The 26,301-nt window shown below is 39.2% G+C and carries 31 protein-coding genes; 16 read left to right on the forward strand and 15 right to left on the reverse strand.

What is annotated here, in order from left to right; genetic code table 11:
• Positions 1-81: 81 nt before the first annotated feature.
• Positions 82-1,713: a carboxylesterase/lipase family protein gene (locus tag R2Q70_RS20795; protein WP_316809471.1), complete on the forward strand. Its 1,632-nt coding sequence runs from the start codon at positions 82-84 to the stop codon at positions 1,711-1,713.
• A gap of 56 nt (positions 1,714-1,769) precedes the next feature.
• Here R2Q70_RS20795 and R2Q70_RS20800 read toward each other — a convergent pair whose 3' ends face one another.
• On the reverse strand, positions 1,770-2,231 hold the full coding sequence (locus R2Q70_RS20800) for a PA2169 family four-helix-bundle protein (RefSeq protein WP_316809472.1): 462 nt from the start codon (positions 2,229-2,231) through the stop codon (positions 1,770-1,772).
• Between the two features lie 181 nt (positions 2,232-2,412).
• Between R2Q70_RS20800 and R2Q70_RS20805 the strand changes: the two genes are divergently transcribed.
• The 3 genes from R2Q70_RS20805 to R2Q70_RS20815 all read left to right on the forward strand — a co-directional run bounded on the left by R2Q70_RS20805 (position 2,413) and on the right by R2Q70_RS20815 (position 4,933).
• Entirely contained in the window at positions 2,413-3,165 is a 753-nt protein-coding gene (locus tag R2Q70_RS20805; RefSeq protein ID WP_316809473.1) for a glucose 1-dehydrogenase, read from the forward strand.
• Positions 3,166-3,325: 160 nt separating this feature from the next.
• Complete coding sequence (locus R2Q70_RS20810; RefSeq protein WP_316809474.1) at positions 3,326-4,558, forward strand: PQQ-dependent sugar dehydrogenase; 1,233 nt, start codon at positions 3,326-3,328, stop codon at positions 4,556-4,558.
• A gap of 201 nt (positions 4,559-4,759) precedes the next feature.
• Positions 4,760-4,933, forward strand: coding sequence for a hypothetical protein (locus tag R2Q70_RS20815; protein ID WP_316809475.1), 174 nt, complete (start codon positions 4,760-4,762; stop codon positions 4,931-4,933).
• 162 nt (positions 4,934-5,095) lie between these two features.
• Here the strand turns inward: R2Q70_RS20815 and R2Q70_RS20820 are convergent, their stop codons facing one another.
• Positions 5,096-5,281, reverse strand: a complete 186-nt coding sequence (locus R2Q70_RS20820; RefSeq protein WP_316809476.1) for a hypothetical protein — start codon at positions 5,279-5,281, stop codon at positions 5,096-5,098.
• Between the two features lie 315 nt (positions 5,282-5,596).
• Between R2Q70_RS20820 and R2Q70_RS20825 the strand changes: the two genes are divergently transcribed.
• From R2Q70_RS20825 to R2Q70_RS20850, 6 genes are all read left to right on the forward strand, one after another.
• The gene (locus R2Q70_RS20825) at positions 5,597-5,800 is read left to right on the forward strand and encodes a hypothetical protein (RefSeq protein WP_316809477.1); all 204 of its coding nucleotides are present in this window, start codon (positions 5,597-5,599) and stop codon (positions 5,798-5,800) included.
• Between the two features lie 325 nt (positions 5,801-6,125).
• Positions 6,126-6,359 carry a hypothetical protein gene (locus tag R2Q70_RS20830; protein ID WP_010603386.1) on the forward strand — a complete coding sequence of 78 codons (234 nt, stop codon included), beginning with the start codon at positions 6,126-6,128 and terminating at the stop codon, positions 6,357-6,359.
• Positions 6,360-6,599: 240 nt separating this feature from the next.
• On the forward strand, positions 6,600-6,869 hold the full coding sequence (locus R2Q70_RS20835) for a hypothetical protein (RefSeq protein ID WP_316809478.1): 270 nt from the start codon (positions 6,600-6,602) through the stop codon (positions 6,867-6,869).
• A 74-nt stretch (positions 6,870-6,943) separates the two neighbouring features.
• Entirely contained in the window at positions 6,944-8,086 is a 1,143-nt protein-coding gene (gene glf / locus R2Q70_RS20840) for a UDP-galactopyranose mutase (protein ID WP_316809479.1), read from the forward strand.
• 2 nt (positions 8,087-8,088) lie between these two features.
• Positions 8,089-9,234, forward strand: coding sequence for a glycosyltransferase family 1 protein (locus R2Q70_RS20845; protein ID WP_316809480.1), 1,146 nt, complete (start codon positions 8,089-8,091; stop codon positions 9,232-9,234).
• Between the two features lie 32 nt (positions 9,235-9,266).
• Positions 9,267-10,385, forward strand: a complete 1,119-nt coding sequence (locus tag R2Q70_RS20850) for an amine oxidase (RefSeq protein ID WP_316809481.1) — start codon at positions 9,267-9,269, stop codon at positions 10,383-10,385.
• 21 nt (positions 10,386-10,406) lie between these two features.
• On the opposite strand, the gene R2Q70_RS20855 is transcribed toward R2Q70_RS20850, so the two are convergent.
• The 8 genes from R2Q70_RS20855 to R2Q70_RS20890 form a co-directional block, all read right to left on the reverse strand.
• The gene (locus R2Q70_RS20855) at positions 10,407-10,586 is read right to left on the reverse strand and encodes a hypothetical protein (protein ID WP_316809482.1); all 180 of its coding nucleotides are present in this window, start codon (positions 10,584-10,586) and stop codon (positions 10,407-10,409) included.
• A gap of 331 nt (positions 10,587-10,917) precedes the next feature.
• On the reverse strand, positions 10,918-11,538 hold the full coding sequence (locus tag R2Q70_RS20860) for a hypothetical protein (protein WP_316809483.1): 621 nt from the start codon (positions 11,536-11,538) through the stop codon (positions 10,918-10,920).
• A gap of 131 nt (positions 11,539-11,669) precedes the next feature.
• Positions 11,670-11,849: a hypothetical protein gene (locus R2Q70_RS20865; RefSeq protein WP_316809484.1), complete on the reverse strand. Its 180-nt coding sequence runs from the start codon at positions 11,847-11,849 to the stop codon at positions 11,670-11,672.
• A gap of 108 nt (positions 11,850-11,957) precedes the next feature.
• On the reverse strand, positions 11,958-12,464 hold the full coding sequence (locus tag R2Q70_RS20870) for a DUF4385 domain-containing protein (protein WP_316809485.1): 507 nt from the start codon (positions 12,462-12,464) through the stop codon (positions 11,958-11,960).
• Positions 12,464-13,213, reverse strand: a complete 750-nt coding sequence (locus R2Q70_RS20875; RefSeq protein ID WP_316809486.1) for a DUF72 domain-containing protein — start codon at positions 13,211-13,213, stop codon at positions 12,464-12,466. The genes R2Q70_RS20870 and R2Q70_RS20875 overlap by 1 nt, the downstream gene beginning before the upstream one ends.
• Positions 13,214-13,220: 7 nt before the next feature.
• Positions 13,221-14,288: a PAS domain-containing sensor histidine kinase gene (locus R2Q70_RS20880; protein ID WP_316809487.1), complete on the reverse strand. Its 1,068-nt coding sequence runs from the start codon at positions 14,286-14,288 to the stop codon at positions 13,221-13,223.
• Between the two features lie 68 nt (positions 14,289-14,356).
• Positions 14,357-15,004 (reverse strand): response regulator transcription factor, encoded by a 648-nt coding sequence (locus R2Q70_RS20885; RefSeq protein WP_316809488.1) that lies wholly within the window; start codon positions 15,002-15,004, stop codon positions 14,357-14,359.
• Positions 15,005-15,184: 180 nt separating this feature from the next.
• Positions 15,185-16,120, reverse strand: coding sequence for a manganese catalase family protein (locus R2Q70_RS20890; RefSeq protein WP_316809489.1), 936 nt, complete (start codon positions 16,118-16,120; stop codon positions 15,185-15,187).
• 557 nt (positions 16,121-16,677) lie between these two features.
• Between R2Q70_RS20890 and R2Q70_RS20895 the strand changes: the two genes are divergently transcribed.
• Positions 16,678-16,929: a hypothetical protein gene (locus R2Q70_RS20895; protein WP_316809490.1), complete on the forward strand. Its 252-nt coding sequence runs from the start codon at positions 16,678-16,680 to the stop codon at positions 16,927-16,929.
• Positions 16,930-17,011: 82 nt separating this feature from the next.
• Positions 17,012-17,578, forward strand: coding sequence for an arylesterase (locus R2Q70_RS20900; protein ID WP_316809491.1), 567 nt, complete (start codon positions 17,012-17,014; stop codon positions 17,576-17,578).
• 18 nt (positions 17,579-17,596) lie between these two features.
• On the opposite strand, the gene R2Q70_RS20905 is transcribed toward R2Q70_RS20900, so the two are convergent.
• Both R2Q70_RS20905 and R2Q70_RS20910 read right to left on the reverse strand, forming a co-directional pair.
• The gene (locus R2Q70_RS20905; protein ID WP_316809492.1) at positions 17,597-17,878 is read right to left on the reverse strand and encodes a hypothetical protein; all 282 of its coding nucleotides are present in this window, start codon (positions 17,876-17,878) and stop codon (positions 17,597-17,599) included.
• 27 nt (positions 17,879-17,905) lie between these two features.
• A complete protein-coding gene (locus R2Q70_RS20910) occupies positions 17,906-18,808 on the reverse strand; it encodes an SDR family oxidoreductase (protein WP_316809493.1) in 903 nt (300 codons plus the stop codon).
• A 256-nt stretch (positions 18,809-19,064) separates the two neighbouring features.
• Between R2Q70_RS20910 and R2Q70_RS20915 the strand changes: the two genes are divergently transcribed.
• A complete protein-coding gene (locus tag R2Q70_RS20915; RefSeq protein ID WP_316809494.1) occupies positions 19,065-19,400 on the forward strand; it encodes a hypothetical protein in 336 nt (111 codons plus the stop codon).
• 66 nt (positions 19,401-19,466) lie between these two features.
• Here the strand turns inward: R2Q70_RS20915 and R2Q70_RS20920 are convergent, their stop codons facing one another.
• Both R2Q70_RS20920 and R2Q70_RS20925 read right to left on the reverse strand, forming a co-directional pair.
• Complete coding sequence (locus R2Q70_RS20920) at positions 19,467-19,709, reverse strand: hypothetical protein (protein ID WP_316809495.1); 243 nt, start codon at positions 19,707-19,709, stop codon at positions 19,467-19,469.
• A 196-nt stretch (positions 19,710-19,905) separates the two neighbouring features.
• The gene (locus R2Q70_RS20925) at positions 19,906-20,592 is read right to left on the reverse strand and encodes a DUF2490 domain-containing protein (RefSeq protein WP_316809496.1); all 687 of its coding nucleotides are present in this window, start codon (positions 20,590-20,592) and stop codon (positions 19,906-19,908) included.
• A gap of 264 nt (positions 20,593-20,856) precedes the next feature.
• Between R2Q70_RS20925 and R2Q70_RS20930 the strand changes: the two genes are divergently transcribed.
• From R2Q70_RS20930 to R2Q70_RS20940, 3 genes are all read left to right on the forward strand, one after another.
• The gene (locus R2Q70_RS20930; RefSeq protein ID WP_316809497.1) at positions 20,857-22,053 is read left to right on the forward strand and encodes a PQQ-dependent sugar dehydrogenase; all 1,197 of its coding nucleotides are present in this window, start codon (positions 20,857-20,859) and stop codon (positions 22,051-22,053) included.
• 2 nt (positions 22,054-22,055) lie between these two features.
• The gene (locus tag R2Q70_RS20935) at positions 22,056-23,030 is read left to right on the forward strand and encodes a gluconolaconase (protein WP_316809498.1); all 975 of its coding nucleotides are present in this window, start codon (positions 22,056-22,058) and stop codon (positions 23,028-23,030) included.
• A gap of 455 nt (positions 23,031-23,485) precedes the next feature.
• Positions 23,486-24,553 carry a DUF6588 family protein gene (locus R2Q70_RS20940; RefSeq protein WP_316809499.1) on the forward strand — a complete coding sequence of 356 codons (1,068 nt, stop codon included), beginning with the start codon at positions 23,486-23,488 and terminating at the stop codon, positions 24,551-24,553.
• On the opposite strand, the gene R2Q70_RS20945 is transcribed toward R2Q70_RS20940, so the two are convergent.
• The gene (locus tag R2Q70_RS20945) at positions 24,550-26,184 is read right to left on the reverse strand and encodes an ABC-F family ATP-binding cassette domain-containing protein (RefSeq protein ID WP_316809500.1); all 1,635 of its coding nucleotides are present in this window, start codon (positions 26,182-26,184) and stop codon (positions 24,550-24,552) included. The genes R2Q70_RS20940 and R2Q70_RS20945 overlap by 4 nt on opposite strands.
• Between the last annotated feature and the right edge of the window lie 117 nt (positions 26,185-26,301).

Genomic DNA, 26,301 nt, shown 5'->3' on the forward strand with positions numbered 1-26,301 from the left:
GCTTATTGTATTAACAGCTCATCAAAATGTTGCTTTGCCAACACATTTACATCACATCGTATTAATATATTTGTAATACCGATGAAGAAAAAGCTCATATTAACCATACAGATACTTTTACTATTCAGCAGTTTTAGTTTATTTGCCCAATCAGCCCGTGTTCAGGTTTCCGTTACCGAAGGTATATTGGAAGGTAGAATGAAGGACAGCGTTTATATTTTTAAAGGAATTCCCTACGCCAAACCGCCGGTAGGCCATTTACGGTGGCGGGCGCCAGAACCTGTAGCCAAATGGTCGGGCGTTCGAAAAGCCATTGATTTTAGTGCCAGGCCGGTTCAAAAATCAGGCATCTTGTATGAATTCAGATCGGAAGAGATGAGCGAAGACTGCCTTTATTTAAATGTATGGAGCACGGCAAAGGCAAATGATCAACCTCAACCCGTTTATATATTTATTCATGGCGGATCATTTATACATGGAGATGGATCGCAACCCGCTTACGATGGTGCAAGTATGGCGAAGCAAGGAATTATATATGTTTCAATTAATTATCGCCTTGGTGTTTTCGGCTTTTTGGCTCATCCTGATTTAGGCAAAGAAAATAAATGGGGTGCCTCCGGAAATTATGGTCTGCTCGATCAGGTGGCGGCAATTAAATGGGTTCGTGAAAATATTGCGGCTTTTGGTGGCGATCCCGACCGCATCATTATTGGAGGCGAATCTGTTGGTGCGCAATCTGTTAGCGCACATATGGCTTCTCCGCTTTCCAAAGGGCTTTTTGCTGCTGCTATTGCGCAAAGTAGCTCCTTATTGGATTCACGCAGGTTAATCAAATCAAAAAAAGCCTCAGAAAAAATGGGGATAGATTTTGCTGAACTGACTAAAAGTACCACAATTGCAGAAATGCGGGCGATCGACGAAAAGCGATTATTGAAAATTGCTTCCAAAGGCGATCCACGAAGATTTAAGCCTACCGTTGATGGTTATTTTTTAAATCAGTTTCCAATAGATGTTTTTGAGGCAGGTAATCAAGCTAAAGTTCCGCTCTTAGTGGGTTGGAATGCTGATGAAGTTCCGGCATTGGCTTTTTACAGGCTCAAAAGGATTAATCCTGAGAATTTCAGGAAACGGGTAAATAAAATTTATGGCGAAGATGCTGATGAGATCTTGAAATATTATCCGGTTAAAACAAAGGCTGAGGCAAAAACAGCCGGGTCTAAGTTAGGCAGCGATTGGCTTATTAATTACGGAACCTGGCAATTGGCGGAATTACATGCACAAAGCAAGGCTCCGGTATATCGCTATTTATTCGATCAGCCTCATCCAGGCCTAACTGCTAAAACCATCAACGATGGCAACTTTTTCCAGGTTATCCTAAAAAAATTAATTAATAGGGCCATTACCGGCTCAGCATTCCATGCCGCAGAAATAGAATATGCCTTAGGGAACTTAGAAGTACAGAGAAATTACGCTTGGAAACCAGAAGATTATATTGTTTCAAAGCAGATGCAATCCTATTTTGTGAACTTTATTCGTACAGGTAATCCCAACGGCGAAAGTCAGAACCAAACGGCTCTTGTGAACTGGCCGCAATTGAGCAGTGATCAAAAAAATAAGTTTTTAAGAATAGGCTTAACCAGTAAAGTAGAAACAGAGACAGATAGCACAAAAAATCGATATTTGCTCTTGCAAAAAATAAGTTTTGGAGAATGAACGGGCAAAAAAAAAGCTGCATGAAACCATGCAGCTTTTTTGATTTTTTAACTCAATTACAATGATTTGTGTGCATCGCGTAATGCTTTAATTGCATCATGACTGATATTGATACCGTCTTGTTGTTTAAGCAAAACTGATCTTACGTTTTCACCCAATTCATTTTCCTGAAGAGCATCTTTATATGCTTTTTTAATCGCATCTTCTCCTCTTTCGCATTCAGCTAAAATGCTATGGCGATCATCACCACCAAAGCTAGCTTTGATATCAATCCATGCTCTGTGTAACGTTCCTAAAATAGTATTTCCAGTATCTGGATCTTCATTATTTCTGCCTACTAAACCTGCAAGTTCAGTTACGTTTGATCTACTATCTGACGATAGTTTGTCAAAAGTTGCTTTTAAATCAATGTTTTCTTCGCTTAGGTCTTTTGATGCTTTATCAAAGCCATCAGCTCTGTCATTGTTAATTTGGATAAGGTCATTTAATACCTCTACTGTTTTTTCTTGATTTTCCATAGTAAATTATAATTCTATAATTGGTAGTGATATTATAACACGATCTTTCATTTAAAGTTTTACCAACTCAAATATTTAAATGAAAAATATTGATAGGCACTTAAGTTGATAAAACACTTTTAGCTGACAAACATTAGTAGTAACCATTCGTTTGTTAATTAGATTATTAAAGAAGAATACTATGTCTATATTAAATAACAAAGTCGCCATTGTATCAGGCGCTGGATCAGGAATTGGAAGAGCGATTGCCATTACTTATGCAACCGAAGGTGCTAAAGTTGTAGTTGCTGATATTAATGAGGAACACGCAAACGAGACTGTAAAATTAATTAAGGATAATGGCGGAGAGGCCATCGCGATCAAAGCTGATTCGTCAAAAGCAGAAGAAAATAAAAGGTTGGTAGAAGAAACGGTGGCCCATTATGGGCGTTTAGATATCGGCTGCAATAATGCAGGAATGGGTGGTCCTGCGAAACCGACAGGAGATTATGAGCCAGAAGAATGGGATCGGGTGATCGCACTGAATTTGAATGGCGTTTTTTATGCCTGTAAATATCAGTTGGAACAAATGGAAAAAAACGGCGGCGGTTCAATTATTAACATTGCATCTATCCACGGACAGGTTGCCGCACCAAATAGTCCGGCTTATACCGCTTCAAAACATGCCGTTGTGGGCTTAACGAAAAACATTGCAGTTGAATATGCACAGAAAAATATCAGGTGTAATGCAGTTGGGCCAGGTTATATTGAAACCCCTTTACTAACTGCGAATTTGAATGAAGAAGCCATGAAAGCTGTCGCTGCAAAAAGTGCCATCAATCGGTTGGGGACTGTTCAGGAAATAGCCGATTTAGTTGCTTTTTTAAGTTCAGATAAATCATCATTTACAACAGGAAGCTACATTATTGCCGATGGTGGATACACCGCTGTTTAGCGATAACATTTTTATAAGTAAGGCCAAACCAAAAAAGGATTTGGCTTTTTTTTTTGCAATAGACTTTCCGCTTAAATTGCATTCCGCAAAATGCAAACTATGCAAAACCAAGCAGTTACAAAATTGTTAAATAATTACCACAGCACCTAAAACTTGAACTATGAAATCAAAATTTCACTACATCGCATTAGCGAGTACATTGCTCTGCATAACCGCCTGTTCTAAAAATGACATAAATGAGGGTACTGAACCAGATCCTACTGACGGACCAGGCGTAGAAACAAATGCTCCAAATACGAGTTACAAGCCTGCATTTAATGGGCAAACAAGAGTAAAAGCCGTTCGTACTACTGCAGCTTTTCAGGGTACTGCAATTAGTACCGGTTTAACAGCCCCATGGGGAATTGTTGCACTGCCTGATGGGCGCTTGCTCATCACACAAAAGGCCGGCACAATGCGCATCGCAACCACTGCTGGCGCTTTGACTGCCCCTATTACCGGATTACCCGCCGTAAATGCTTCAGGCCAGGGTGGTTTACTCGGACTATGCATCGACCCACAATTTACCAGCAATAGAATGGTGTATTGGGTATTTTCTGAAAATGTTGCCGGTGGAACACAAACTTCTGTAGCCAAAGGCAGGTTAGCACAAAATGAACAGAGCATTGAAAACGCCACGGTGATTTACCGGGCTGGTCCTGCTTACAATGGTACGCTACATTATGGTGGCCGGATTCTATTTGATCGCAGCGGAAATTTAGTGGTAAGCACCGGAGAAAGATCTGATTTGCCTACCCGCCCATTGGCGCAGTCCGTTACTTCTGGTTTAGGAAAAGTTATCAGGATTACGACAAGTGGCTTGCCTGCTACAGGAAATCCTACATTTTCTGGTTCTGGCGCTTTGCCAGAGCTGTATAGTATCGGCCACCGAAATCCTCAAGGCTTGGCCATACATCCAACAACTGGCGAAATCTGGCAGGGAGAACATGGTCCACGGGGTGGAGATGAAATAAACCGCTTACAGGGAGGTAGAAATTATGGCTGGCCTACGATTACCTACGGAATAGAATATAGCGGAGCGGCAATTGGTGCACCTATCCAACAACAAAATGGATTGGAACAACCTGTGTATTACTGGGATCCGGTAATTTCACCCAGCGGGATGACATTTTATACCGGCAACCGCATCGCCGAATGGCAAAACAACCTGTTTATTGCATCGCTAAGCGCAACACATATAGTGAGGTTAGTGATTGAAAATAACCAGGTAACCGGGGAAGAAAGATTGTTGGTTAGCGAAAATCAAAGATTCAGAGACATTACTCAAGGGACTGACAATGCACTCTATGCCATTACTGATGGTGGAAGGCTTTATCGGATTGATCGGTCATAGACGCGAAATGTATTTAGTTGAGAAGCGTAGGAAATATCATTTGCTACGCTTTTTTTGTACAAAAACAATTTAATTTTTTAAACTAAAACATGAAATGAGTTAAAATATTGATTATTAAGTTAATAAATGAAAAATTAATTTCCAATCTCGAAGGTTTTTGACTATATTGACAGCAGTTAATAGCAATTAAATCAGAACGTTATGAAAAATTTTCTTTTTTTCTTAGTTTCTTGTCTGATATCTGCTACTGCATTACTATTATCTGGTAAAATTGCCGACTTTGAATTAGGGATTAGTACCGTAATTTGTGTTTGGACAATTTTCGCATGGAGTATCATCAATAAAATTAGCCAAAGTAAAAATAGCCAGAGCTGAATTAAAATTGGATGAACAGTAGAAGCCTATCGTACTAATAAATCCTAGCATTCATGAATGCTGGCAGGAAACTTTATGCTTGCTATTTGGCACAGGATAAATAGTCAATCCTAAAATATTCACTAACCTTAAGAATCAGATTAGTGAATATCAAGCCCATTATCAATCTTCAGGATTACCTGCAGCATTGCCTGCTAAATCTCCAGATACATCCTCGTCATCATCCGTTTCGCCGGTTAGCCCTTCCTGCACATCGTTATCTTCATCTTTGTCTTGCGGATATCCGGCATTTTGTTTTTGATCATCGTGATCATCCCAATTTTTTTTGTCTTTTGGATCAATATTCATAAGTTTTTATATTAAGTTATTATGAAATTACAACCACACAGTTTCGCTTTAGGTTTTAAATATCTCAGTTTAAAAGCCTTTTGCCTTAAAATGGCAATAAGCCCACTGTTTTAAATTATCTACAACAAAGCGCTTTAACTTATTCATTGTTGTTGTGTTTAACCCAGTATCTCAAAAATCCTATGATGCAGCTTTTGCGTTTATTAATTCAAATGACGGTTAAGTCCGGATACAGAAGAAGCTGAGAATCTATAACAGAGTAGGCAATATTTAAAACTTGAAATTATCAAAATGCAAGAATTGAATTTAAACGAAATGAAAGAAATTAACGGTGGTGGAATTTTTGGAAACAATGATTCTGCAAGTTCTGGTGGTTTAGGAGGTGCGTTAAGCATTGGTAACTTGTTATCATTCTCTAACTCTACTCAGGATGGTGATGAATCTAGCAGTACGTCGTTCTCTTTAGGTAACAATATCGGTGGCAGCCTTGCTGGCATATTCGATAGCCTAAAATCTTAATTGAAAAATTAAGTAGGTAAAAAGACTGGTTCCGAACGGAGCCAGTCTTTTTCATTTGAAGCACTTTAATTGCTTGTGCTTTTGCCAGAGGGCTGAATTTTAATAAGTCACCCAGCTGGAAAGCCATGCATTTTAGCAGATGCCAACCAATACATCATCATAACGTCACCAGAGGTTCTGTTTTTTGGGAAAATAAATCGAAACGATAAAAATCAGATTATCAAATAGCTGCAGTACAATATGTTTATAACTGATTAGCTGTTGATAAAACAACGTAAACAAAACCAGCCATGAATTTATTTACATGTAAATTAAAATAGAAACTATGCAAAAGACCACTACTCAAATTAGCGAGGATCTTCAAAAATTCATCGATAAATTTCAGCCTAGCAAGTTTAAGTTATTAACCAGAGGCATTGAAATAAGAGGAAATAACGACCTTCATAGAAGCATTACCGCAGCCCGGGAGCTTATTGAAAAAATGAAATTAAAACTAACTGTCGAACACTCTGCCGAGATGGCGATGTATGGCGGCTTTGAGGTAGTTCACGCTGCTTAATATCACATTGCAGAAGCGCTAACCTTTAGCGCTTCTTTCATTTACAAGCCAGGTAAATTCATCCTGATTTTCTCTGTTCGAACATTCACATCAGGCAGCTTTCCTACTGAACCTTCGTGTCACTCAATACATCTCTTACCTGCATGTATTACCTAAGTTCTTAAAAACGCCATTTTTCTAATTGCGTGATAAATACCTACGCATTTGAGCGCACTACGCGATTATCCAAATTTCTAAACAATGAACCATAAAGCAGGTTCTTTGGATACCAATACCATAATATATTCCAATTCAAATATGATTGACATCTTAAAATATCGTCAACTCTCGGATGAAATTTTTGATGTAGAACAAACGGGAACGAATGAGCTAACGATCATATTTCAGAGTGATGCTGATGTAAAAGCATTAATCAAAAAAGCGAATGCATTGGCGATGCAAAAGCCTGGCGATGAAAACCTTTCTATCGTTTTTACTTACGATAATGGAAGAACAATAGAACCTCATTAACCTGACTTTTACGCAAATGATTGAATTTGAATGAATATTTATTGGTATTGTATATCAAAATCTATCCTTATAAAATGAACGAAAAAAAAGAATATGACTATTTAATTGTTGGTAGCGGGCTATTTGGCTGTGTTTTCGCTCATGAAGCGATTAAACGAGGGAAAAAGTGTTTAATCATCGACAAAAGAAATCATGTTGGTGGTAACGTTTATTGCGAAAAAATAGAAGATATTAATGTTCATAAATACGGTGCCCATATTTTTCATACTAATGATAAGGTAATTTGGGATTATGTGAATTCTTTTGTTGAGTTTAACAGGTATACCAATAGTCCGATGGCGAATTATAAAGGACAATTGTTTAACCTCCCCTTTAACATGAATACTTTTTATCAATTATGGGGAGTAAAAACACCACAGGAAGCCAGAGATAAAATTAAATCTCAAATCGATCAGGCGCTAATTACTGCGCCAGCCAATCTGCAGGAACAAGCCATTTCTTTGGTAGGTAGCGACATTTACGAAAAACTAATTAAAGGTTATACCGAAAAACAATGGGGTCGATCGGCGAATGATCTGCCTGCTTTTATTATTAAAAGATTACCCGTTCGCTTTACTTACGATAATAATTATTTCAACGACAAATATCAAGGCATCCCAATCGGAGGTTATAATAAACTGATAGATGGCCTTTTAGGCAATTGTGAGGTTCGCCTGGAAACAGATTATTTTGCAAACAGACAGCAGTGGAATGACATGGCTGAACATACAGTGTTTACCGGAAATATCGATCAGTTTTATGATTACAAATTCGGCAAACTGGAATACAGAAGCCTAAGATTTGAACATGAAGTACTTGATAAAGAAAATCACCAGGGAAATGCAGTAATAAACTATACTGAACGAGATATTCCTTATACGCGGATTATCGAGCATAAACATTTTGAGTTTGGTACACAGCCTAAAACCGTTGTGACAAAAGAATTTCCTGAAGACTGGGCGCCAGAAAAGGAAGCGTATTATCCGATAAACGACAAAAACAATAGCGAAACTTTTGAGAAATATAAAACGCTAAGTAGAGCTGAGCAACACGTGATCTTCGGCGGCAGGCTTGCCAACTACCAATATTACGACATGCATCAGGTAATTGGTTCAGCACTTAAAACTGTTTCCACACATTTTGCACCTTCAAATGCTATCCCTAACCCAATATCATAAATATGAATATCCAAAAACCTCTTTTACCCAAAAACCTACTGTGTTTCTCGCACCTTCGCTGGGATTTCGTTTTCCAACGTCCGCAGCATTTAATGAGCCGATTTGCTGCTGAAATGAATGTTTTTATCCTGGAAGAACCCATTTTTGAAAATCTTGAAGCTGGTTATCTGGCAATGGACAACAGGCATGAGCAGTTAACTATTGTTACCCCTCACCTTCCATTTGGTTTAGATCAGGAGCTTGAAAAATTATTGATGCGAAAATTATTAACGGAATTTATCGGAGAAACAGATTTAAATGACTGGATATTCTGGTACTACACACCCATGGCACTTCAATTTTCCGATCACCATACTGCGGCATTAACGGTGTTTGATTGCATGGATGAACTTTCTGCCTTTGATTTTGCACCCAAGGAATTGGTATTACTGGAAAAAATGTTACTTAAAACAGCAGATGTTGTTTTCACCGGCGGACATTCGCTACACGAAGCAAAGAAAGATCAGCACAATAACATACACGTTTTTCCAAGCAGTATCGACAAAGCGCATTTTAGCAAGGCCCGCACCGCAGACGCAGAACCAGCTGACCAGGCAAATATTAAAGGATTTAAACTTGGTTTTGTAGGGGTAATTGATGAACGCTTCGACGCAAAGCTGATTGAGGAAATTGCGTTTAAACGCCCGGAATGGCAAATTGTATTGTTGGGCCCTGTGGTGAAAGTGGCAATGGAAAGCTTGCCAACAGGACCTAATCTTCATTATTTAGGTCAAAAGAATTATCAGGATCTACCTGCCTATCTTTCAGGTTGGGATGTCGCTTTAATTCCCTTTGCCATTAACAATTCTACCCGCTTTATCAGTCCAACGAAAACTCCAGAGTATCTTGCAGCCGGTTTACGGGTGGTTTCTACACCTATCCGCGATGTTGTTAAACCTTATGGAATTGAGAAATTAGTGAGCATCGCATCAAATGCTGATGAGTTTATCAGTGCTATTGAACAAGCCATTGCTAAAGACAATACTGTTGAATGGAAAAATAAAGTTGATGTGTTTTTATCAGATAAATCTTGGGAAAACACCTTTGAAGAAATGAAAAAGAAAATGCACTGGACACTATTTGAAACCGATAAATTACTGGCCAGTTAATGGGAGATGAACATCCATTTAAAACCTTTTGGATGGCTGGTTTTGAATGTTCAGACCAGCTTAACCACTATGGAAACCGGGTAGATTTGCTTACGGAAACCGGACACATTACCAACGTTTCAGCTGATTATAAACGCATAAGTGAAATAGGTATATCAACCGTTAGAGAAGGTATTCGGTGGACACATGTGGAACCGAAGCCATACACTTATGATTTTAGCACCGTGGCGAAAATGATTGATGCCGCCAGAATAGGCGGTATTCAGCAGATTTGGGATATTTGCCATTTTGGCTATCCCGATGACCTCAGTCCTTTACATCCCCATTTTATAAATCGGTTTGTTGGTGTATGTAGTGCCTTTGCCACCTTTTACCGTGATTATTGCCCAGGTGAAACACTGATTGTTACGCCGATCAATGAAGTGGGATTCATTTCGTGGCTAGGTGGCGACCACGCCAGTACTACGCCTTATGCCCGTGGCATGGGTTGGGATGTTAAGTATGCACTCGTTAGGGCTTACATACAGGCGATTAAAGTTTTTAAGGAAATTGATCCGAATACGAAGATAATGACCACCGAACCTATCGTTAACATTGTACCTGCGCTAGATGCAACAATGGAAATGGTTATACAGGCCGAGGAAAGTCATGATGTACAATACCAGGCTACCGATATGCTTACAGGGAAAATGTGCCCGGAACTTGGAGGCTCAAAAGACCTGATTGATTACATGGGTTTTAATTTTTATTATAACAACCAGTGGGTAGCCAGCGATTTTTCTGGTCTTCCCTGGGCAAACAATGATCCTGATCCGAGATGGAGGGGATTATCTTCATTATTTGTAGAAGCGTATCACCGTTACGGCTTACCGATAGTTCTTGCAGAAACGAGTCACCCGGGCGAACATCGGCCAAATTGGATCGAACTGATTACACGCGAATGTGTTAAAGCGCTTCAATATGGGGTGCCGCTTAAGGGCATTTGTTTATATCCAATCATCGATCGGCCAGATTGGGATCACCTGCACTATTGGCACCACTCCGGATTGTGGGATGCTGATGCTGAAAACCCTTTTTCAAGAATCATTTATCAACCCTATGCTGATGCCATAAATGCTGCAATGAAAGTGCTAAATATCGGCTCCTCTTAAATCAATAAAACGGGTAATTTTCTATTTTGTGATTTCAATTTTTCCATCGTTTTTAATCCTGAAGATATATTGTATAAATTTTCTAAATTTTGATATATCAACTTTCGCAACCTTCCCCTGATTGCCTTTTCCATCAGTAATGGCATCTCCCACCTCGATACCATCTAATTGTTCTTTTGTGGAATTTTGATTGATCAACATTGTATTAAGAGTTAAAGATAAATACAGGCATTGCGATGATTTATAAATTATTGATGGTCACGCTATTGCCTTTAAAACATTAATTTAAAATTGTTTTAACCAAGTTGTGGTAGTAAAGGGCTATAGCATTAGATTTTTGTTAAAGTTACATTTGTAATGTTAAGATAGGAGCAATTATTTTAACACGGGACGAATTCTATGCCTGGATAGGATAGGAAGATTAATTACAGATCTTAACAGATTTGTTAAAGAAGCCTTTCAGAGATGAAAGGCTTCTGTTATTTCCTCAATATTTTCCCGACGTGTTTTGTTACAACACTGAATAATGCTGCTATGTTTCTGGTTTCAATAAGCCCTTTACTAAGCTTTTCCATTGTGGATAAGATAGACCGATCCTGGCGGCTGTACCGACTAATGCATTTCGAAAATTATCTAACCCACTTCCGGTTTCCATATTTGGTGATTCGTTGCGGGCATGTTCTTCGGCATACACCACGTTTTTTACACGTCTAATCTGGAAGGTTGATGTGGCTTTCGACGTAAGAAAATGAGCGGTTTTTCCTTCCGGATCAAGCGGATGCGATGATGGGCGTACCCGAAGGGTGAAAACATCTTCGTCAAAATCAACTTCTGAAAATACTGCTTCTACATGAACCCAATCATAGCCCTTGCCAATACTGGTTCCAGGTCCTGGAATATCTATACGAATAAAATCTCCTTCCGCTACCGTTCTTTCACAACTTCGTCCGTTGGAATCAAAAAGCTTAAAGGAAGATAAAGGGATACTTGACATTTCACCCCAGCGATTAACGTCTGAAAGTCTGTTTTTAACAATCTGATATAATTCTATTGCCTGAATGTAGCTTTCACACGCTACACACTCAATGGCATCAGTTTCGGCCCCACTTTGGTGTACCGGAACATGATCACTTCCAATTATTTCTCTTTCCATTTTAATGCGCTTTATTTCATTAAAAACAGGTTGTTTTCAAAAATTGTTCCGAAGATAAGTACCTCTTTTAAACGTTGACAAATACGCGGTAATGATGGGTTGAATACGGATAATAAGGATCTTTTTGGCCGTTAATATTTCTTCACCGTATCACCAGGATCCAGTCGCTTGGCAGGCTGAATGGAATCTTTCGTTTTAGTGGTATCCTCCATGTCTTTATAATGATTGCCTTTTTCAGGATTATAATTGGAACATCCGGCTAAAATGATGATGCCTGTTGCAAGGCTTAAGATAAGTTTGATATTTTTCATAGCATTTAAGGTTAGGTTTTGTTTATACAAGCCTAAGTACAAACACATTGTTTCAACATTCCGATATGAAAATTTCAAAGCCATTTACTTTAAGCAGCCATGATAAAATTACCCCAGCCGCTTCTTCCACTCCAGCTTTCTTTGCTGATAATCGTCAAAACCTTCTGCCCGCTTCCAGAAGTCATAAAAAATTGCAGCTGCCGCTGCTTTTTCATCCGTTCCGGTCCCCCGTTCCAGCGGAGCATAATCTTTCTCTTTATCGTATTTCTTCCCACCCTTGTAATTTGCATAGCGCCTAGCCCGGGTATAACCCATTTGCAGGTACTTTCTGGCAAGATCTGCACCTACAAAATCATCATTTGATAAATAATCTTTAAATAATTCAAAAATCTTTTCTGCACTCTCCTGAGCAATGGCCGGGTTTTTAAAACGCCAGAAAGGTCCAATTTCTGATTTATAGGGTTCACAGATTAGCACACCTTGCTCACCCTTCCCTACTTTGTATTGTTCAGGATGTTTTTTATAATCGATATCAGGTTTCCAGGCATAAGCTGAAACCTGAAAATCCAGATAAGATGGCTTTTTTTGATTTTTATTTTCAGGATGATTGCTCATTACAAAGTACCCTTTACCATTTCATTTAACGTTTTTAAATTTGCATGGGCATCGCCCATAGTATTATTAAAGTAGCTAAAAACGGTTTTACCTTCTTCCATCCAGTCGTTAATATAACTGGCATATTCTGCAAGTAACGCTTCAGAATAACTGCCTTTGTAATTGCCACCTGGACCGTGGAAACGCAGGTAAACAAAAGAAGCTTCATCCATCTGCATCGGACTTGCCGCATTTCCCTTGTCATGAATCACTGATGCCATTTTAAATTCAGCAAGTAATTCAGAAACCTCCTCAACATAAAGTGAGGCATGTCGAAATTCAAGGGCAATTTTCCATTCTTCTAGTGGATCACATTGCCGAAGTTCGGCCATGAGCTGTTGTAGCTGGCTGAAATGAGTAATACGCACACTCGGCGGAAACTGAACCAGTAAACACCCCTTTTTATCTGCTAGCACGTTAATCACCTCGAAAAACCTGGCCATTTCACTTGGGTCGAATGCTAATCCAGGATGGTGTGTAATGCCCTTAAAAAGTTTAAAAGTGAATCTAAAATCTTCCGGCACTTCTGCACACCATCTTTTAATGGTTGAAGCTTGTGGAATTTTATAAAAAGAACTGTTGATCTCGATACTGTTTACAAGCGAACCATAATAGCAAAGTCTCGATCGGGTTTGGTATTCTTCGGGATAAAATGCTTTATTCGGAACCGGCAAAAGCAATCCACTGGTACCTGTGTAGTAATTATCCATTAGGTTACTATTTTGGAAGTTCAATATAAAATGTTGTGCCTATGCCCTGTTCACTCACCAGCCAAATTCTTCCCTGATGCAGATCTACGATATCTTTAATGATATTCATTCCTAACCCTCCAGATTCCTCCCCATTAAGCCCTTTTCGCAACACTGATTTTTCATTTTGAAAAAGTTTCTCTTTGATTTTCTCTGGTATACCGATGCCGTTATCGCTTACCGAAACCACCACCGTTTCTCCGCGGTCTTCGGCATTTACCTCAATATTGCCGCCAAATGAAGTAAATTTTATTGCATTTGAAACCAAATTATTGATCACCTGCATAAATTTCATGCTATCGAGGAACATAAAAATTTTCTCCTGACTTGAGGAAAAAGTAAAGTTCCTGATTTCACGGAGATGAGAACGTTTATAGAAACGAACCACATCTTTGAGTTCCCAAATCAAATCTACCCGCTCCCGCTTAATCGCTACTACTGACGATTTTAGAAATTCATGGTTAACCATACTTCTGATCAGTTTCAAATTGCGTTCGCACACATCCGCAATAAATTGTAATGAACCTTTAAAATCTTCTTCAGCAACTCTTCCAATTTTGTTTTCCATTGATGATACGGCCATTTTAATCATGCCTAATGGTTCTTTAAGATCGTGAGAAAGTACTTCAAGCGTAACATTTTTTCGCCCGTTAATCTGTTCGATATGTGTTTTGTTTTCCTGTGTAGTAGTGAAATCATCCAGGATCCCGTAAATTTCGTTATTTTCCTGATCCAAATAAGCGGTACATTTCAAATATCTTACCTTTTCATCGGCTGTTACCATGCGAAAAACATATTTTTTTGATCCGCCATCTGCCAGTAATTCTTCGTAACAACTTTGTAAATGGTCTTTATCCTCATCATGAACTGCAGCCCATAATTGCTTTGTATTTACCGGATGCTCCGAAAGATTAAACATCACAACAAAAGCTTGATTTACATAAACGAAATCCGATTGTTGAACGTCATAAATAAAATATCCATCCGAAGTGGAAGATCCCATTTTATAAAAAATATCATTGCGAATTTCTGCCATTAATTATATTATTTTTTGTTAAAACCCTAAAACAAAAGGCATTGTTTTAGCCTTAAAAAGGATGAACATTAATCTATAATACCGTTTGCATAAGCAAAACGCATCAATACGGCAGTGTTTCTGGCTCCGGTTTTATCAATCAAACTTTGCCTGTGCCCTTCAACAGTACGTTTACTGATAAATAGCTTATCAGCCATTTCTACATTGGTTAAACCCTGCCCAATCAGTTGTAAAATTTCAATCTCCCTTGAAGAAAAATCGCCACTGCGCATTTTAAAGCTTGGAACAAGTTCTTTCTGGATGACATGATCAATGATGGGTATGGCCAGGCTGGAACAAACGTAACGCTCTCCAATCAACAACCTGTTAATGGCGAAAAAAAGCTCTTCGGCATCAACTGATTTAGTTAAAAAACCACGGGCACCTGCCTTTATGGTTTGATAAAGATTGGCGTCGCTTTCCATCATCGACATAATCAAAACAGGAATTTGAGGATATGACTGCTTCAGTTCGGCTAACATGGTAATGCCATCCATCACAGGCATACCAATATCAGAAACAATTAAATCAGGAATTAATCCTTTGTTTAAAGCATCAATCACCTCTTGCCCATTGCTGGCCTCCTGTAATACCTGGTATTGCTGTGTAGATTCCAATAACATTTTAACGCCGTTTCTAATCACCTTGTGATCTTCGGCCAATATGATCTGTTTCATTTGTTTTGTTGTTGGCCATTTCTTCACTACCATGAGATCGGGTATGATCAAGCTATGTGCTAACATAAGTTATTCCAGATAGTTTTAACTGAATTAGCTGTTCATCTCATGAATAAAAATGGTAATAAAAAAACCGGATGCGATCAGGCATCCGGCGGTTATTTGTTTGTGTGTTGTTTATTATTTTGAATAATCGCTCCATTGCGCAATGCCATCTGGCTCAGCTGCAATTACTTCTGCACTTTTCTCTTCACTCATTTGTTTATTTAATTCCTCTGTTTCTTCCAGTTCCGAAGCCATATCATCATCCAGTTTGGTTAAGCCTTCTGTTTCCTGAACAAAAGCGGCCGGATCTGAGACAAATTCCCATTCCTTATCCATACCTGGCATTTCACCTTCATTCCATGGTCCGGTGAATGATTTTTCTGGAGAAAGATTAAAATACTGCTGCGTAAATCGTGGATCGGCCTGCAATACACCTGGAGGAAAATTCGGTTGGATCGTATCCAGTGCCGCCTCAAACATTTTATAATGCGCCACTTCTCGGGTCATTAAAAACGAAAGTGTTTCTTTTACGTAGGGATCATCAGTAAATTTCATTAAGTGTTCATATACCAATTTTGCCCTTGATTCTGAAGCCAGATTACTTCTTAAATCTACGGTTAAATCGCCATTGGAGTGGATATATGATGCACACCAAGGAATGCCCTGGCTGTTAGCCAACCGTGGTCCGCCACTGCTTAGCATCACGAAATGAGGATTTGCAGATAATGCGGCATGAATAATATTTTCTTTCGCGGCTTTACCATCAAGCACCTGCATAATCTCTGATGAATCAGCAGCATCTTTAAGCGAGCCAATTACACCTTTTAGTAACATTTGTATGGTGGCCCCCACTATTTCGAGGTGACTAAACTCTTCCGTTGCAATATCCATCAGCATGTCGTACTTATCTGGATGGGGTTGCTTTGCACCAAATGCTTGCGTAAAATATTGCATGGCTGCTGCAAGTTCGCCGTTCTCACCGCCGAACTGTTCTAAAAGAATATTTGCAAAAACAGGGTCAGGCCTGGAAACCCTTGCATTAAACTGCAGGTCTTTTGAATGATGGAACATAGCTTTGTGTTTTGTTAGCGAAAATTGTTGATCAATCTTCCCCATATACACCACAAAAAATGTTAAATGGTTTGCAATAACAAAAAAACAGGTATTAAGATTTAAGAACGTAGCCAACCATGTTGACTACCTGCTTTAAAACAGGTGAAAAATCAGGTATTTTATTTCTTCTATATCAACCAACTAAGCCATACCTTTATTTGTCTAATTGGTATGATAATAAAAAACACTATAGTAAGATTACATAGCCGATTGATAGGCAAGCCGGCGAAAACTGATCATATACAATTAACTACACTTTACGGAGACCTTTTCGCTGCTAGTGGAATCCTGTTATCATTGGTTAGCATTATATTTTTTTACAAGGGCTGCATTGAACATTCAAAATTAGATTATGTGTGCGTAGGTTATGGATTTTTCTTCGTTTTATTTGCAATCCTGGCTATCCTTTCCTCTATTAAAATTAACGACCTTTTAATCAAAAGACGGTAATTGACTATAAGCATGATAAAAACATCAATGCACTATGTTTTCGCATTACAATTAACATCAATAAAATGAAGGTTTTTGGCAGTGAATTAATCAGCCTCTACAGTGGCGAAGTGGTGATGATTATGTTGGCACATGATGAAATAGATTGTGAGCGGCTGTATCACTATTTAACCATAGATGCCTATGAATTTAAAAAACATTTAGTTGAGCACCATCCTGAAGTAAATTACCTTTCAGTAGGATTTAGAAATCCGAATGGAAAACTAGATTGGAACAAAAACTACATTGAACTTCCAAAATGGTATGATCTCAATTAATATGAGATGATTTTTGAGGAATTTGTGGCAATTAGAACTGGCAAACATTTTTATACGCTTACCGTTTCTATTTAAAATTTGAATGGGAACAATTGTATTCTTCGGAGATAGCCTTACTGCTGGTTACGGACTTCGCGATCCGCTCACCGAATCTTTACCGGCCCGAATCCGGCAGATTTTAAGGAGTGAGGGGATGGAGCATCAAGTTATTAATGCAGGGCTTAGTGGTGATACTTCTGTTTCAGCGTTGAAGCGTTTACCTGAGATTTTGAAAATAGATACAGATATTTTTGTACTTGAACTTGGCGCCAATGATTTGTTACGTGGGCATCCGGCAACGTTGGTAAGCCATAACTTACATAGCATAATTTCAGCAGTAAAAGAAAAACATCCTGCAGCAGCTATTCTCATTTTAGGAATGAAACTTCCCATTTGGATACCAGATGAACGGGCTCCTGGTTACCGCCGCATATATCAGGATTTAGCAACGCAAAATCACTGTGAACTTGTCCCCTACTTGCTAGATGGAATTGAAGGAAGAAAACACCTTAACATGTACGATGGTGTTCATCCGCTGGCAGAAGGCTACAAGATTATGGCAAATAACGTTTGGCCAACGCTAATAAGAATGATCACTAAAATAAACTAAATGAAAAAGAGGTGGGAATTACTCCACCTCTCCTTCTCCAAGTCCTTCTAAAAACCAACCAGATTTGTAATCAAATTTTGCTGATTTTGAACCTGATTCATCTCTGACTTCGCTGGTAAAATCATGGGCAATAATTTGCTCTGCTTCTAAAAGCTGTTTGGCCATGATGCTATATTCTTCAGGATCCAAACCTTCCTTAATGATATAACTCGGTGCACCTGTATCCGACCAAATGGTTTCAAGAAGTGCGTCATTAAATTTTTGCCTGACAAGATCCAAATCGTGATTTTCTGCTTTCATGGGATATTTATTAATGGCTAATTTTAACTAAGGATGTCCGCTTCCACCTGCGGCACCATATATTTGCCCGGTAGCATAACTTGCATCGCTGGCTGCTAACTGTACATAAATAGATGCTAGCTCAGCAGGTTGCCCTGGTCTGCCTAAGGGTGTTTGCGCTCCGAATGCTACAATAGCATCTTGTGGCTGCCCACCACTGGTTTGCAGGGGTGTCCAAACAGGACCTGGTGCCACACCGTTTACGCGAATACCTTTTGGGCCTAACTGTTTGGCCAGCGATTTGACGAAAGCTACGTTTGCCGCCTTGGTTTGTGCGTAATCGAATAAATTTTCAGATGGATCGTAAGCCTGAACCGAAGAGGTTGCGATAATTACAGCACCTTGGGGTAAATGTGGCAAAGCTGCTTTGGTAATCCAAAATGGTGCATAAATATTGGTTTTAATGGTTTCATCAAATCCTTCGTTAGTTAAATCGAGTAAGGATTCTACAGCTTGCTGATGACCGGCATTATTTACTAAAATATCAATTCCTTCCAGTTTTTCAACCGTTTGTTCAACCAGTTGCTTGCAAAACGATGGATCGGTAATATCACCCGGAATGCCATAACCTTGTCTTCCGGCAGCTTTTATTAAAGCGATCACTTCATCAGCATCAGATTGCTCTTCTGGCAAATAGTTAATTACCACATCTGCCCCTTCTCTGGCATAGGCAATAGCCGCGGCCCTTCCAATACCGGAGTCGCCTCCCGTAATTAATGCTTTACGTCCGAGCAAGCGCCCTGAGCCGTGGTAGCTGCTTTCTCCATGATCGGGTACCGGCAACATTTTCGACGCTAGGCCTGGAACTTCCTGTGGCTGCTTTTCGAAAGGCGGTTTCGGATATTTATTTAATGGGTTTTCAAGTGTTTTACGGTTCTGTTCCGGCATCATATGTATTTAAGTTTTAGTGTTGGTGCAAATCAATTCAGCACCAATGGTTATCTATATTTAAGCATGTCTCAATCAACCCAGATATCTCTATATGAAAGATTGACCTTTATTTAAGCAACAGCAGGAAATAGAAATTTGTTCAGAAAAAATTTCCCGCTGAAAAAAATCGTCAGAAAAAGCCTCACGCTTTACGAATTAATCTTTTAAAACCTTGTGCGCCCCAAAATGTTATGGTATAGAAATTAAAATATTAACGATGACAGAAGAGAAAAAACAGCAGGCAATAAAGTTGCTGAAACAGGGACTTGAAACCGTTGAAGAACGCGAATACACAGAGATTGCAGAGGTACCTACAGAAGATGAGAACCGGTTCGAAGTGAAATACAGTTTTGTACACGATGGTATTGAAGGCATATTCACTGTAATTGGTGAACGTGCAAATGCTGATGATGAACAAGAACTGAAAATTAATCTGTTAAGTGAGTTTGCAGATGATTCTCTTCACTATGATTCGGCTACTGCAAAAGATCAGGTAGACAATGATTTGATCAATGTAGAAGAATATTTACATCGTCATATCAACGAAGGTTAAATAACGCAATTAACTTAACAACAGAGGGCAGGCAAAATGCCTCCTGTTGTTATTTAATGTTACGATTTAAAGTTCCCCTAAGATAGTCACAAGCTTTTCTAAAGCTAAATCCCGTTGCTCAAATTCCTGAAACAAAAAAGGAAACGACCCTTTTGTGGTGTCGATATGTATTTCAGGGAAATCCTTACTCAATATTCGATCTTCATGATCATACTGAACCAGATCTTTCGGTCTGACCATGATGATACTATCAATTTTAATAAAAGTGTTTTGTACGCGAACAAATTTTCCATGTTGTGAAATGGGCATATTAATTTGGTTTAGTTTAGTTCATGCAAATTTGAGCATCAGCTAAAGCAGAATCAAGCGTTAAAAGGCTATATCACAGAATGAACAGAACATAAAGATGATTTCTATTGATAATTATCAAATCAAATGCTTGTTAAGGTTTTATTTTAACAATCGGGGTCGATTTGAAGGGCTACGGTAAGAACAAGATTACAGCCTAAAAACTAGTGGTTATGGCTATCCTAAATACATTTGTAAAAGTATTTTTTTCCTCGCTTTGGTCGGCCATTAAACCATAATCGAAACTGCTTTCAATTTTCTTGCTAAAGCGATATCCTATTGAAACATAAGGCCGGTTTTGATCAAAGACATGACTGTTTGCATATTGTCGGTTTAATACATTTAAGAATACCTCATTCTGCAGGCCAGCAAAAAGCCCAGACGAAAAGTCCTTGTTAGCATATAATGGGAACTGGGCGGCAACAAAACCCCTCGCCCTTAATGCCAGATGTGTGCCTGAATCTTGCAGGAAACGCTGTTCGAAACGTCCACGTAATTGGATTTCAATGCGTCTGATCTTAAATTCATATTGATATTGTTGATAAATCCTGTGTTCATATTCATATTCGTTATCAAGCCAATCACCCTTATAAGCATAACCTAGCGCAAAACTATGTTGATCATTAAAATGATAAGCCAACGCAGTCCTCAGCAACAGCGTGTTTACCTGGTTAAGGTTTTCTTCCGACCGGCTCTGGGCATCGGCCAGTAGTTCGAACTGATCATTAATTTTTTGGCTATGCGTTAGGAAAAGCCAAAACTGTTTTGGTTTGCTTTGCGCAAAAGAAAGCGTGTGCAGTGCACCAACCATCAGCAGTAACATCACTATTTTTTTGATTTTCATGTGCCTAGCCAACATTTTAAAACCATTAAAAGTTTTTATTGCTTAAGTAACTTTAAAAAACATGTCAGCCGATACGCTTGCCTTTCATAAAACAACAAGTAACGTCTTGTAAGCGTTTCTGGTTATCCAAATATTGAACGCTAACTGACATCATGTTTTTCAGGATGTTTTTCCTATCAGAACATCCAGAGCCGTTAGAAATTAATATATGTTTTAGTCAAAACTTATGTCAATTTTTTGGTGTTGACAAGGAAAATCCCTACCATGAAGAAAAATTATTTTAGATTAGCTTTAGCAGTATTTATGCTAAGCACAACTTTGGCCCAGGCGCAACGTGGTCTCCCACCAAAAGAGGTCACCAAATCTATATCTGTTACAAAATATGCACAGGTATTGGAGTTTAAACCTGAAATGCTTAAGCTTTTAAAAACGCCACCAGGCTGGCAGGTAAGTTTAGCTGCATCTGGCTTAGGTAAACCGAGAATGCTTTACACCAGCCCAGCTGGAAAAGTATATGTAACACGCAGAGATGGTGGAGATGTTTTGCTGCTCGATGACGCGAACAAAGACAATAAATTCGAAAATCTGATCACCGTTGTCGCTAATTTTAAAGGTGTCCATGGCATTACCATGAAAGATAACTGGATGTACCTGTGCAACAGCAACGAACTTCGCCGCTATCCGGTAAAGCCAGACGGCACATTGAACGTTTACGCTGCAGAAACGCTGATTAAAGATCTTCCCGACGGTGGACAACACCCGAACAGAACAATGGATTTTGGCCCTGATGGTATGCTTTACATTTCAGTAGGCTCACTTTGTAATGACTGTAAGGAAAGTGATAAAGAAACCGCAACCATGTTACAGGTTGATCCAAAAACCTGGGGCAGGAAAATTTTTGCAAGCGGTTTAAGAAATACCATCGGCTTCGATTGGCACCCTCAAACGAAAGAACTTTGGGGTATAGATAATGGCGGAGACACCAAAGGCAGTGATTGGCCACCAGAGGAAGTAAACCGCATCATGATGGGTGCAGATTATGGTTTTCCTTACGCTTATGGCAAACAGGAAGTTGATAAAAGCCGCGAAGATCCTGCTGGAAACACCAAAGAAGCTGTTGTAAAAAATACGCAACCTTCAATACTCGAATTAACTGCACACATGGCCCCTATTGGTTTCACATTTTTTCGCGGCGCAGCCAATATTCCTGCAGAGTGGTCGGGAGATGGCCTTGTGGCATGGCATGGTTCATGGAATGCCGATAAGCCGGTTGGTTTCAAAGTGCAACGCATCCATTTTGAAAACGGTGTAGCCGTGAAAGCTGAAGACTTTTTAACCGGATTTTTACAAGGCGAATCTCGCTTTGGCAGACCTGCCGGTATTACCGTGACAAAAGAAGGAACAATTTACATTTCGGATGATGCTGCCGGAAATATTTACGCCATTAAAAAAACAAATTAATTATGAGAGCTTTAACCTATATCTGCTTAGCAGTAGTTTGCGTGGCTACGGTAGCGGCAATTAAACCTGAACCAACGCCCAGGATTGAATTTGATGCATTAGAAAGTTATCCTGAAGGCATTGCATATAATCAAGCCAAAAATATTTATTATGTATCATCGGCCCGGCTGGGCAATATCGGGCAGGTAACTCCTCAGGGTGCTTACAGTATTTTGCATGCTGATACCACCTTAAAATCGACCTATGGATTGAAAATCCATCCGGATGGCAAACAGCTTTTTGCCTGTGTAAGTGATGCAAATTACAGTAAATACACCAACCCAGCTACCCGCATGAAAATGGCCAGATTAATTGCCATTGACATCCAATCCGGGAAAAAAGTATCAGATGTTGATTTATCTGCACTACTGCCTGGTAAACATTTTGCCAACGACCTAACATTCGATACCCAGAGAAACGCTTACGTTACCGATAGTTTTGCCGGTGCCATTTACAAGGTAAGCCCAGATGGCAAAGCATCTGTATTTGCTAAAGATGAGCTGTTCAAAACCGAAGGCGTGGGATTAAACGGCATTGTTTTTCATCCAGATGGCTATTTAATTGTTGACAACAGTTCAAAAGGTCAGCTTTTCAAAGTAATGCTAAATAATCCAAAGAGCGTGCAAAAGGTTATGATCGATCAATATTTTTTAGGTGCTGATGGTTTGTTGCTTAAAGACAAAAATAATCTTACCATGGTTGTCAACGGTGGGAATGATAAAATTTATCAACTCACCAGTAACGATAACTGGCAAACTGCTGTAGTTAGCGCAGCAACGGCGTCAACGGATCGTTTTACTTACCCTTCTACGGCAACCTCGAACGGCGCCGACATTTGGATTATGAATGCACAATTTAATCAACTGTTAGATAGTAACTCAGTACCAGTGAAAAAATTTGCCATTCAAAAAGCGGTTTTCAAACCAATGAAACCATAAGTATCAAAGCGGTTTACTACGTACAAAATTTTAAAAAAGCGTATTTACCACGTAACTTATACAGGTATATTTACGATACCTAAAATTAGATGGATGACACTTTCTAAAAGGAAAGACCTGGTTGCGGATGCTTCAGGTCTTTTTTGTTAAATACGCATACCATATCGGTAAATACTTATTCTTTTGAGGAACTGTTGATAAATATCAACAACGTATTGACAGCCGTTCGCATATTTTATATCATTGCGCCCGACAATTAAGTCGAGCGGCCAATGGATGACGGCCTGCTCCCCTTTCGGATGAAAGACAATCCCTCGCGATGAAACTCGTGAGGGATTTTTTTTAATAAAAGTAAATAATTGCTTCAAATAGAAGCGTTGAATCAAACATTTTACATTGCTTTGGGTTTGAATTTAAATCCTCATTTCAATTAGAACTTGCTGAAGCGCCTATTCATGAAAAAGCTACTCTTACCCATCTTATGCACATTTTTTTTTGCCAATCAAAAAGTTAACGCCCAATTTAATTTTGAGCAACTGATTAAAGCCGGTCCAGCCGATGTAGAAAAACTTGTTGACGCCTATTCCCGACCATTACTTTATGGTTTCGGATTGGGCATGAATAGTGGATGGGCAAATACCGCACAAACAATAGGGCCCTTACATTTTGATCTGAGGATCATGGCAACTGGTTCAATCATACCCAGAGCGAAACAAACCTTTGATGTGACCAATATAGGCCTTTCCAGCAATCTTCGCCCTGCCGACCCAACGAAGATACATTCGCCAACATTTACGGGCGATCGTTATAACAATGGGCCTTATATGGATTTGTTCGATGGAAATGGCAACAAACTTATTTCTTTTGAACTGCCCAGTGCAGTGATCGAAGACCTTGTGCCTACACCCCAGATTCAACTTACAGTGGGCTTTATGGCTAATACAGAATTGATGGTTAGGGCGGCACCAAAAATTAAACTTGGAGAACGGTTTGGTTCGGTTTCATTGTTTGGCCTTGGCATCAAACACAATATCGTGAGGGATTTTATACCAAAAGATGTTAAAAAAACACCTTTCGATCTTTCTATACTTGCTGGCTTTAACGTATTAAATTATAGCAGAGCACTTAACCTTCAACCACTTCCAGGCACCATTCCAGAAAATAACGAACAAGCAACTGATTTTACTGGTCAGGCGATTTATGGTCGTTTTGATAACTACCTCCTGCAAACCACCCTATCAAAAGAAATTGGTTTTTTCAGCCCTTTCGTTTCATTGGGTTACAGTATATCATCGGCTACCCTGGGCTTAAGGGGAAATTTCGCCATTCCGAATAGTATACGTGATAATCAGGTAGCCTACATTACCTACACCGATCCATTTGAGCTCAAAAGAACCTACCTAAAAACACTACGTGGCGATGTTGGCTTTCAAATGAAATTCCCCGTGGTAAGGATTTATGGATCTTACTGTTTTTCAGGAGGTTACGGAATGCTGAGTGCTGGAATTGGATTGGGCTTTTAGTTTTTTTCGATTTCTTTCAGGTTGTCCATTTTTTTATAAGCCAGGAAACCTTTAATATCTTCAAAATGTTCGCGGACACGCTTATTACCAAACTCAAATACTTTTTCAACCAGGCCATCGAGAAAATCCCTATCGTGTGAAACCAGAATAAGCGCGCCATCAAAGTCTTTCAAAGCATCTTTAATGATATCTTTCGTTTTCATATCCAGGTGGTTTGTGGGCTCATCCAGTATCAAAACATTTACCGGCTCCAACAATAATTTAATCATCGCCAACCGGGTTTTTTCACCACCTGAAAGCACTTTTACTTTTTTAGTCGTATCATCGCCACTGAACATAAAAGCACCTAAAAGGTCTTTAATTTTAACTGTACCTTCACCCAAGGGAATCTGATCAATCGTATCAAATACGGTAAGATTTTCATCCAGCAAAGCAGCTTGATTTTGAGCGAAATAACCTATTTTAGCATTGTGACCAACTTTTAAACTTCCTTTAAAATCGATTTCACCCATGATGGCTTTGATCATGGTGGATTTGCCTTCACCGTTTTTCCCTACAAAAGCTACTTTCTCGCCGCGTTCGATTACCAGATTTGCCTTCTGAAATACCACATGATCGCCATAAGTTTTGGTAAGCTCTTCTGCCATTACCGGATATTGGCCAGAACGTGGCGACGGCGGAAATTTCAGTCTTAATGCTGAAGTATCTACTTCGTCAATTTCTATCACCTCCAGCTTTTCAAGCATTTTTACACGCGATTGTACCTGAAGTGTTTTAGAGTAAGTCCCTCTGAAACGGTCAATAAATTCCTGGTTATCGGCAATAAACCGTTGTTGCTCTTCGTAAGCTTTTAGCTGATGTATTCTTCTGTCGGCACGTAACTGTAAATAGTGGCTATATTTGGCTTTGTAATCGTAAATTCTACCCATCGTTACCTCAATGGTACGGTTCGTGATGTTATCTACAAAAGCCCTGTCGTGAGAGATTACCATTACTGCTTTGGCCGAATTGATGAGAAAATCCTCCAGCCATTGAATACTTTCAATATCCATGTGGTTGGTAGGCTCATCCAGTAAAATCAGATCAGGTTTTTGAAGTAGAATTTTGGCAAGTTCAATACGCATACGCCATCCACCAGAAAATTCAGAAGTTTGGCGGCTAAAGTCTTTACGTTCAAAACCTAAACCTTTGAGTACTTTTTCAACCTCTGCATCGTAATTAACTTCTTCGATCGAATAAAACTTTTCGCTCAGTTCTGATACCCTTTCAATCAGTTTCATGTAATCGTCACTATCGTAATCTGTACGAATGGTAAGCTGTTCATTCAGTTCATCAAGCTCCTTTTGCATCTGGTTTACTTCCTGAAAAGCTTTCATGGTTTCTTCGAACACCGTAAGTTTATCTTCGGTAAGCAAATGCTGTGGTAAATAGGCAATAACCGCATCTTTTGGTCCAGTAACACTTCCCGAAGTGGGTTTTGCAACATCAGCAATAATTTTTAAAATGGTCGATTTTCCCGCACCATTTTTGCCCATTAAAGCAATTTTGTCGTTCTCGTTTATGGAAAAAGTTACGTCGCTGAAGAGCGTGGTTCCGCCAAATGAAACGGAGATGTTGTTTACATTAATCACAGTTGAAATATTGAAATTTCTGCAAAGATAAAAGAAAGACCTTAATTTATAATCACCAAAGGCAGTTATAAATTAAGGTCTTCAAGCGGTTCTTAATAGGTGCGATCACTCAATCTA

Source organism: Pedobacter agri (assembly GCF_032678665.1).
Lineage (GTDB): Bacteria > Bacteroidota > Bacteroidia > Sphingobacteriales > Sphingobacteriaceae > Pedobacter > Pedobacter agri_A.